This window comes from Streptomyces sp. NPDC057253 (assembly GCF_042669125.1).
GTDB lineage: Bacteria > Actinomycetota > Actinomycetes > Streptomycetales > Streptomycetaceae > Streptomyces.
Genome location: NZ_JBHUXV010000228.1, coordinates 1 through 8,390, shown reverse-complemented (window position 1 = coordinate 8,390; position 8,390 = coordinate 1). Strand labels below are relative to the sequence as shown.

Genomic DNA, 8,390 nt, shown 5'->3' with positions numbered 1-8,390 from the left:
CCCCTCGGCTGCCGCGCCCCGTTCTCGTGCCCCGGTGGTGGCTAGACGCCCTGGGTTCCCTCCGCCTCCGGGAGGGTGCCTGTGCGGGCTGCCTGGCCGTACCAGAGGGCACTGGACTTGGGTGTCCGTTCCAGCGTCGTGTAGTCCACGTAGACCGCGCCGAAGCGCTTCTCGTAGCCGTACGCCCACTCGAAGTTGTCCAGCAGGGACCACAGGTAGTAGCCCCTGACGTCCGCGCCGTCGGCGATCGCGCGGCGGACCGCGGCGAGGTGGCCGTGCAGGTAGGAGATGCGCTCGGGGTCGTGGACGCGGCCGTCGGGGTCGGGCTTGTCGTCGTAGGCCGCGCCGTTCTCCGTGATGTACAGCGGCAGACCCGGGGCCTCACGGGTGTAGCGCATGATCAGGTCGTGCAGGCCCGTCGGGTCGATCGTCCAGCCCATCTCCGTACGCTCACCCGGCGTCTGGTGGAAGGTGACGTCGTCGGCGCCCGGCCACGGCGAGTGGTCGCTGCTGCCGTGGCCGTCGGCGCGCGGGGTGTTGGTCTCCGGGTCGGCGGCCGAGACCAGCGTGGGCGTGTAGTAGTTGAGGCCCAGCGCGTCCAGCGGCTGGTTGATCAGGGCGAGATCGCCGTCCTCGACGAACGACCAGTCCGTGATCAGCTCCGTCGCCGTGAACAGCGTCTGCGGATACGCTCCGTGCAGGATCGGCCCGTGGAAGATCCCGTTGGCCAGGTCGTCGATCTTCTGCGCCGCCGCCAGGTCCGCCGGGTCGTGCGTAAAGGGCCGGACCACCGAGGAGTTGAGGCTGAGCGCGACCGAGTTGCGGGCCGGCATCGAGGCGCGCAGGGCCGAAGTGCCGAGCCCGTGGGCCAGGTTGAGGGTGTGCGCCGCCCGCAGCGAGGCCGCCGGGTCGGTACGCCCGGGGGCGTGCACTCCGGAGGCATAGCCCAGGAAGGCGGCGCACCAGGGCTCGTTGAGGGTGATCCACTGCTCCACCCGGTCGCCGAGCGCCTCCCCGACGATCTGCGCGTACTCCGCGAAGCGGTACGCGGTGTCGCGCTCCGGCCAGCCGCCCGCGTCCTCCAACTCCTGCGGCAGGTCCCAGTGGTAGAGCGTCACGGCCGGCTTGATGCCGTGCGCGAGCAGCTCGTCCACCAGCCGCCGGTAGAAGTCCAGCCCCCGCTGGACCGCCGGGCCCCGGCCGGTCGGCTGCACCCGCGGCCAGGAGATCGAGAAGCGGTACGCCGTCAGGCCCAGGTCGGCCATGAGCGCCACGTCGTCGCGGTAGCGGTGGTAGTGGTCGACAGCGATGTCACCGTGCTCGCCGCCCGCGGTCCTGCCGGGCGTGTGGCTGAAGGTGTCCCAGATGGAGGGCGTACGGCCGTCCTCCCGCACCGCCCCCTCGATCTGGTACGCGGAGGTCGCGGCACCCCACAGGAAGGCCGGGGGAAAGGTCACCGGGGTCTCCGGCGCTGCGGAATCAGGCATGGAAGCGCTCCCAACGGAGGTCGTCGAAAGACCGACTGATAGAGGGGGAGGGGGGAGTGGAGGGGAGGGGGCCGGAGCGGCGGTGGTCCGGCCCCAGGAGCCGTAGGAAAAGGACAGGCGTCAGCCCTTGATCGCGCCCTGCATGATGCCGCCCACGATCTGCTTGCCGAACAGGAGGAAGGCGATCAGCAGCGGCAGCGTGCCGAGGAGCGCGCCCGCCATGATCACGGCCTGGTCGGGGACATAGCCCGTGCCGAGCGAGTTGAGGGCGACCTGCACGGTCGGGTTCTGCTGGTTCAGGGCGATGATCGGCCACAGGAAGTCGTTCCAGGCGAACACGAAGGTCAGCAGGCCCAGGACGGCCATCGCGGGCCGGGCGGCCGGGAAGACCACGTGCCACACGACCCGCAGGCTGCTCGCGCCGTCCACCCGCGCCGCCTCGATCAGCTCGGTCGGCAGCGCCTGACCCAGGTACTGCCGCATGAAGAACGTGCCGAAGGCCGTCACGAGGGTGGGCAGGATGACCGTCTGGAGCTGGTTGGACCAGCCGAGGTCCGCCATCCACAGATACAGCGGTACGACCGCCAGCTGCGGCGGGATCATCATGGTGCCGATCGTCAGCAGCAGCAGGAAGCCGGAGAACCTGAACCGCAGTTTGGCGAAGGCGAAACCGGCGAGCGTGGAGAACAGCACCGTGCTGATGGTGATGGCGCCCGCCACGATCACGCTGTTGAGCATCGCGGTGCCGAGACCGGCCTCGTCCCACGCGGTCTGCATGTTCTTGAACAGGTTTCCGCCGAACCACAGCGGCGGCGGGGTCTCGGCCAGCCTGCGGTCGGTGCGCGAGGCCGCGATCGCCGTCCACACCAGGGGCGCGAGCGAGACCAGCGCGAACACCGCGAGGACGACATAGGTCAGCGGGCCGGCGTGCAGCTGCTTGCCGGCGCCCATCACCCGGCGGGAGCCCTTGGGGGGTCGGGAGGTCTGAGGGAGCGTCAGTTCACTGGTGGTCATTGGGACTTCCTCAGCCGTCGAGTGACCAGCAGGTTGATCGCGGCGATGATCAACAGGATCAGGAACATCGACCAGGCGATCGCGGACGCCTTGCCGAGGTTGCCGATGATCCAGCCCTGGTCGTACATGTACAGGCCGAGCGTCTGGTACTGGTGCTCGGAGCCGCCCTTGGACCCGCTGACCCCGCCGAACAGCAGGGGCTCACCGAAGAGCTGGGTCGCGCCGATGGTGGAGACCACCACCGTGAACAGGATGGTCGGCCGAAGCTGCGGGACCGTGACATGGATGAACTGCTGCCAGCGGTTCGCCCCGTCGATCGCCGCCGACTCGTACAGGTCGTGCGGGATCGCCTGCATCGCCGCGAGGTAGATCAGCGCGTTGTACCCGGTCCACCGCCAGATCACGATCGAGGACACCGCGAACTGCGAACCCCAGTCGGACTCACGCCAGTTGATCGGGTCGATGCCGACGAAGTCGAGCAGCCAGTTGACCATGCCGCCGTCCCACGAGTACAGCAGCGTGAAGACGAGGGTCGCCGCCGCCACCGAGGTGGCGTACGGGGTCAGCATCACGACCCGCCAGACGGTCGAGCCGCGCAGCTTGTAGTTGAGCAGATGGGCGAGCCCGATCGCCGCCATCAGCTGCGGCACGGTCGAGATCACACCGATGGTGAAGGTGTTCTTGAGGGCGTTCCAGAAGAAATCCGAGGACAGCAGGTTCTTGTAGTTGTCCAGGCCCGCCCAGGTCTGGGTGTCCAGCGAGGACAGTTGCACGTCGTGCAGCGAGTACCAGGCGGTGTACAGCAGCGGGACCAGCGAGAACGCCCCGAAGATCACGAAGAAGGGGGCGATGAACACGTACGGGGACGCCTTCATGTCCCAGCGGTACAGCTTGCTCCGCCAGGGGCTCGGGCCCTTGGGCGGCGTACCGCCACCGTGAGCGCCCCGGGCCGCGCCCGGCTGGGAGCCGGGCGCGGCCTCGACGCTCGACGCGGGATGCGCGAGTGCCTGCTTGGGGCTTGTCACTGGCCGAGCACGTCCTTGATCTCGTTCGAGGCAGCGTCCCAGCCCTGCTCGGGGGACTTGCCCTTCTGCTCGACCTGGAGGATGCCGATGTCGGTCAGCGCGGTGTTGATCGGCTGGTCCTTGACGCCGAAGATCTGCGCCGGGATGGTCTTCGCCGAGTCGGAGAAGATCTGGGTGATCGGCGCGTCGCTGAAGAACTCCGTGGTGGCTGCGGCCGGCTTCAGGGTCGAGTACGCCGACGGGGTCGACGGGAAGCTGGCCTGCTTGGCGAAGACCTTCGCCTGCTGCTCGGGCGCGGTCAGCCACTTCGCGAGCTCGATGGCCTCCTTCTGGTGCTTGCCCGCCGTGGGCACACCGATGAAGGAGCCGCCCCAGTTGCCCGCGGTCGGCGCGGCCGCCACGTCCCACTTGCCCTTGCCCGCGTCACCGGACTTCTCCTGGATGTAGCCGATCATCCAGGCGGGGCAGGCCACGGTGGCGAAGGTGCCGTTCGCGTAGCCCTGGTCCCACGGCTTGTCGAACTGCTTGAGCTTCGCCGACATGTTGCTGGTCGCCACCGACATCGCGACGTCCCAGGCGTTCTTCACGCCGGTCGACTTGTCCCAGACGACCTCGCCGCTCTTGTCGTAGTAGCGCTCGCTCTCGCCGTTGAGGACCGCGTTGTAGACCGAGGAGGCCGAGTCCACGAACTTGGTGCCGCTCGGGGCCTTCTTCATGTACTGCTTGCCGAGGTCGACGTACTTGTTCCAGTCGCCCTTCCACTGCGCGGCGAGCTTGGTGCGGTCGGTCTCCAGACCGGCCTTCTGGAACAGGTCCTTGCGGTAGCAGATCGCCATCGGGCCGATGTCGGTGCCGAGCCCGATGAGCTTGCCGTCGGCGGTGGTGGCCTGGGCGTTCTTCCAGTCCAGCCACTGCGACTTGTCGACGTCCTTGCCCAGGTCGACGAACTTGGAGCCCTGCGTCTGCACGGCCTCGGTGATGTTGCCGACCTCGATGGCCTGGATGTCGTCGGTGCCGGAGCCGGCCTGGAGCCGGGTGAGGACCTTCGGCCAGTAGACGTCGGTGCGGGTGGTGACGTTCTCCTTGATGTTGATGTCGGGGTGCGACTTCATGTACTCGTCGTAGAGTCCGGCCTGCTTGTAACCGAAGACACCGAAGGTGCCGATGGTCAGTGTGGTCTTGCCCTTGGCGTTGCCGGAGTCCGACGAGTCTCCACCGTCGTCCGAGTCGCCGGCACAGCCGGCCAGCACTCCCGTGGTCAGTGCGGCGACGGCCGCCAGGGCCAACAGCCGGTGGGACCGGCGGGTAGTCGTGCGCATTGCGTCCTCCTGTTGCCTGACGTGCCGACCCCCCGGCCAACTGCGTTGTTGGGCCCGTTCGTTCAAGCTGCGGCTCGGGCGGGGAACGTGCGGGATATTTATGTGTCAGGTACCGTGGGAGCGCTCCCATCGGTGATGTGTTGAAGGTTCGCGGGTCGGAGCGAGGGTGTCAAGGGAGTCGACGAGGGGAGATGCGTTCAGTTATCAGCCTGTTAACTGGACCCACCTCGGCCCGTCCGGCGTTCGAGGACGAGGCCCTTTCGGGGCCGAAGCAGGGGTCCGGGGGCGGCAGTCCCCGGCGACGCCCACCTCATCAGGCAGGACTGTTAGATTCCAGGCCAGCTAAGAGACACGGCGGGGAAGGCGGAGCCCATGGCAAGCCACGGAGCGCGGAGCCGGAGCGGTGGCCGGCCCACCCTCGAAGAGGTCGCCGCGCGCGCCGGCGTCGGCCGGGGCACCGTTTCCCGGGTGATCAACGGCTCGCCCCGGGTCAGCGACGCCACCCGCGCCGCGGTCGAGGCGGCGGTGGCGGAGCTCGGGTACGTCCCGAACACGGCCGCGCGCGCTCTGGCGGCCAACCGCACGGACGCGATCGCGCTGGTGGTGCCGGAGCCGGAGACCCGCTTCTTCGCCGAGCCGTACTTCTCGGACATGCTCAAGGGGGTCGGCGCGGAGCTCTCGGAGACCGAGATGCAGCTGCTGCTGATCTTCGCGGGTAGCGACCGCGAACGCCGCCGGCTCGCCCAGTACCTGGCCGCGCACCGGGTCGACGGCGTCCTGCTGGTCTCGGTCCACGCCGACGACCCGCTCCCCGACCTGCTGTCCCAGCTGGAGATCCCGGCGGTGATCAGCGGCCCGCGCTCGGCGACGGAGACGCTTCCCTCGGTGGACTCCGACAACTACGGAGGCGGCCGCTCCGCGGTGGAGCATCTGCTGTCCAGGGGCCGGCGCGCGATCGCCCACATCACCGGCCGCCTCGACGTGTACGGCGCCCAGCGCCGCGTCGACGGCTACCGGGACGCGCTGCTCGACGCGGGCCATGAGGTGGACGAGCGCCTGATCGAGCCCGGTGACTTCACGGAGGAGGGCGGCCGCCGCGCGATGACGAAGCTGCTGGCCCGCCGCCCCGACCTGGACGCGGTCTTCGCCGGCTCGGACGTCATGGCGGCGGGCGCCCGCCAGGTGCTGCGCGAGGAGGGCCGCAGCATCCCCTCGGACGTGGCGCTGATCGGCTACGACGACTCCGCGATAGCCCGCCACATGGACCCGCCGCTCACCAGCGTCCGCCAGCCCATCGAGGAGATGGGCCGCCGCATGATCGACCTGCTCCTGACGGAGATCGCGGACCGCCGCCCGGCGGTGTCCCGGGGCCTGGAACGCAGACAGGTGGTCCTGGCGACGGAACTGGTCCACCGGACGTCGTCCTGAGACCCTCGGCAATGTAAAGAGGTTGAACGCAAGGATCACCGACATCAGCGATCACCTGGGGTGTCCCGTCCCTTCCGCGAACGGTACCGCGGCGTAAGGGAGTTGGTGACCGCGGCGCGGGCGGTGTCGTAGCGCTCAGGCGCTCTTGAAGTAGTGGCCCGTCTCCAGGTCCGGGATCAGTGCGGGGTGTTCCGGGTGCCAGCCCAGCAGCTTCTGGGTGAGGGTGGCCGAGGCGCGCATGTCGATGGAGGCGAAGGCGCCGAGCCAGCCGAAGTGGTCCGTCGCGTTCTCGGCGGGCACCTTCGCCACCGGCACGCCGAGCCCCCGCCCGATGGTCTCGGCGATCTCCCGGAACGGCACCCCCTCGTCGCCGATCGCGTGCAGCCGTACGCCCGTCGGTGCCTGCTCCAGGGCGAGCCGGAACAACCGGGCCGCGTCGAGGCGGTGGACGGCCGCCCAGTGGTTGGTGCCGTCGCCCACCATGGCCGAGACGCCCTTCTCCCGCGCGACGTCGATGAACATGGGCACGAAGCCGTAGTCGCCCTCGCCGTGCACGCTCGGCGGCAGCCGCAGCACCGAGGAGCTCACCCCGCGCTCGGCCAGCGCGAGCGTCGCCGACTCCGAGGCGTGCCGGTGCCTGGCGGGGGAGGCCGGGTCGGCCGGGTCCTCCTCGGTGCCGACGCGCCCCGGCGCGGTCAGCAGCCCCGAGGTGACCACGAGAGGCTTACCGCTGCCTTCGAGCACCTCGCCCATGGCCTCGATCGCCCGCAGATCGGCCTCACCGGAGGCGGCGAGGTTCGTGAAGTCGTGGATGAAGGCCAGGTGGGCGACGCCGTCGGCGGCCTCGGCGCCCCGGCGCAGACTGTCCAGGTCGTCCAGATCGCCGCGGTGCACCTCCGCTCCGGCGGCCTGCACGGCCTCGGCGGACCGGTCCGAGCGGGCCAGGCCGAGGACCTCGTGCCCGGCGTCGAGCAGTTCGCGGGTGACGGCGGAACCGATGAATCCGGAGGCGCCGGTGACGAATACACGCATGAGAGTCCTTCACGGTGACGAGTGATGTGTCCAGCGCTCCCAGCGTGCGAAGAGCAGACCGGGTCAGTCCAAAGCCTGTTTCGCATCGCGCAATACACATCAGGCATCGCCGCAGGTGAGAGGCCTCATCCGGAGACGGGTGCGGTCGGGGTCGGCGTACGCTTCAGGCATGGACGACCTCGACCTCCGACTGGTCCGGTACTTCACCGCCGTCGCCGAGCACCGGCACTTCGGCCGGGCCGCCGAAGCGCTGCACATCACCCAGCCGTCGCTGAGCCGGCAGATCCGGCGCCTGGAGCAGCAGCTGGGCGCCCGGCTGCTGGAGCGGACCCCGCAGGGCAGCCGGCTCACCGAGGCGGGGGAGGTCTTCCTGCCCCGGGCGAAGGCGCTGCTGCGGTCGGCCGCGCAGGCGGCCGCGCTGACCCGGGCGGCGGCCGAGCCGAGCCGGATCACCGTCGGCTACACGGCGGGGATCATCGTCACCCCGGCGGTGCGCGAACTGCGGGAACGGTTCCCGGACGCCGAGGTCTCCAGCGTGCACGTCGACTGGAGCGACCGCCGGACGGCCCTGACCGACCACAAGGTGGACGCGATGGTGACCCGGCTGCCCTACCCGACGGACGGGGCCCATGTGACGGTCCTCTACGAGGAGCCCAGGGTGCTGCTGCTCCCGGTCGGCCACCGCCTGGCCGGCAAGGAGTCCGTCACGCTCGACGACATCGCGGACGAGCCGATGATCAGGGTGGCCGACCCGGACTGGAACGCGTACTGGCGCATCGACCCCCGCCCGGACGGCAGCCCGGCACCCGACGGCCCGCTGGTCACCGCGCTGGAGGACAAGTTCGAACTCGTGGCCTCCGGACAGGCCCTGGCCATCATGGCCTCACCTCGCCCGGGCGCCCTTCGCCCCGATCTCACGGTGGTCCCGCTGGAGGGCGTCGACCCGGCCCACGTCGTCCTGGCGACCCGGGCCGGCGACCGGGGCCGACTGCTCACGGCGTTCCGCAGGGCGGCCCGGAGCCGTCTTGAGGCGACCGGCTTCTGAAACGACCTCAGCCGGTGACCCTGTCTCCAGGGTCACCGGC

General features: G+C 69.9%; 7 protein-coding genes. 2 read left to right on the top strand and 5 right to left on the bottom strand.

Going from position 1 to position 8,390, the window contains the following annotated elements:
* Positions 1–41: 41 nt before the first annotated feature.
* The 4 genes from ACFULQ_RS47640 to ACFULQ_RS47625 form a co-directional block, all read right to left on the bottom strand.
* A complete protein-coding gene (locus ACFULQ_RS47640) occupies positions 42–1,487 on the bottom strand; it encodes a GH1 family beta-glucosidase (protein WP_383557691.1) in 1,446 nt (481 codons plus the stop codon).
* 120 nt (positions 1,488–1,607) lie between these two features.
* Positions 1,608–2,501 carry a carbohydrate ABC transporter permease gene (locus tag ACFULQ_RS47635; RefSeq protein WP_383557689.1) on the bottom strand — a complete coding sequence of 298 codons (894 nt, stop codon included), beginning with the start codon at positions 2,499–2,501 and terminating at the stop codon, positions 1,608–1,610.
* Positions 2,498–3,526 carry a carbohydrate ABC transporter permease gene (locus tag ACFULQ_RS47630; protein ID WP_383557687.1) on the bottom strand — a complete coding sequence of 343 codons (1,029 nt, stop codon included), beginning with the start codon at positions 3,524–3,526 and terminating at the stop codon, positions 2,498–2,500. Before ACFULQ_RS47630 ends, ACFULQ_RS47635 begins: the two co-directional genes overlap by 4 nt.
* Entirely contained in the window at positions 3,523–4,845 is a 1,323-nt protein-coding gene (locus tag ACFULQ_RS47625; protein WP_383557685.1) for an ABC transporter substrate-binding protein, read from the bottom strand. Before ACFULQ_RS47625 ends, ACFULQ_RS47630 begins: the two co-directional genes overlap by 4 nt.
* A 372-nt stretch (positions 4,846–5,217) precedes the next feature.
* Here ACFULQ_RS47625 and ACFULQ_RS47620 point away from each other — a divergent pair, with 372 nt between their 5' ends.
* Entirely contained in the window at positions 5,218–6,273 is a 1,056-nt protein-coding gene (locus ACFULQ_RS47620) for a LacI family DNA-binding transcriptional regulator (RefSeq protein ID WP_383557682.1), read from the top strand.
* 135 nt (positions 6,274–6,408) lie between these two features.
* Here the strand turns inward: ACFULQ_RS47620 and ACFULQ_RS47615 are convergent, their stop codons facing one another.
* Positions 6,409–7,305, bottom strand: coding sequence for an SDR family oxidoreductase (locus ACFULQ_RS47615; protein ID WP_383557679.1), 897 nt, complete (start codon positions 7,303–7,305; stop codon positions 6,409–6,411).
* Between the two features lie 169 nt (positions 7,306–7,474).
* Here ACFULQ_RS47615 and ACFULQ_RS47610 point away from each other — a divergent pair, with 169 nt between their 5' ends.
* Positions 7,475–8,350: a LysR family transcriptional regulator gene (locus tag ACFULQ_RS47610; RefSeq protein WP_383557676.1), complete on the top strand. Its 876-nt coding sequence runs from the start codon at positions 7,475–7,477 to the stop codon at positions 8,348–8,350.
* Positions 8,351–8,390 lie beyond the last annotated feature (40 nt).

Bases quoted from the DNA above. Each gene is read 5' to 3' on its own strand.
- ACFULQ_RS47625 (WP_383557685.1), bottom strand. From the start codon at position 4,845: ATGCGCACGACTACCCGCCGGTCCCACCGGCTGTTGGCCCTGGCGGCC.
- ACFULQ_RS47640 (WP_383557691.1), bottom strand. From the start codon at position 1,487: ATGCCTGATTCCGCAGCGCCGGAGACCCCGGTGACCTTTCCCCCGGCC.
- ACFULQ_RS47635 (WP_383557689.1), bottom strand. From the start codon at position 2,501: ATGACCACCAGTGAACTGACGCTCCCTCAGACCTCCCGACCCCCCAAG.
- ACFULQ_RS47620 (WP_383557682.1), top strand. From the start codon at position 5,218: ATGGCAAGCCACGGAGCGCGGAGCCGGAGCGGTGGCCGGCCCACCCTC.
- ACFULQ_RS47610 (WP_383557676.1), top strand. From the start codon at position 7,475: ATGGACGACCTCGACCTCCGACTGGTCCGGTACTTCACCGCCGTCGCC.
- ACFULQ_RS47615 (WP_383557679.1), bottom strand. From the start codon at position 7,305: ATGCGTGTATTCGTCACCGGCGCCTCCGGATTCATCGGTTCCGCCGTC.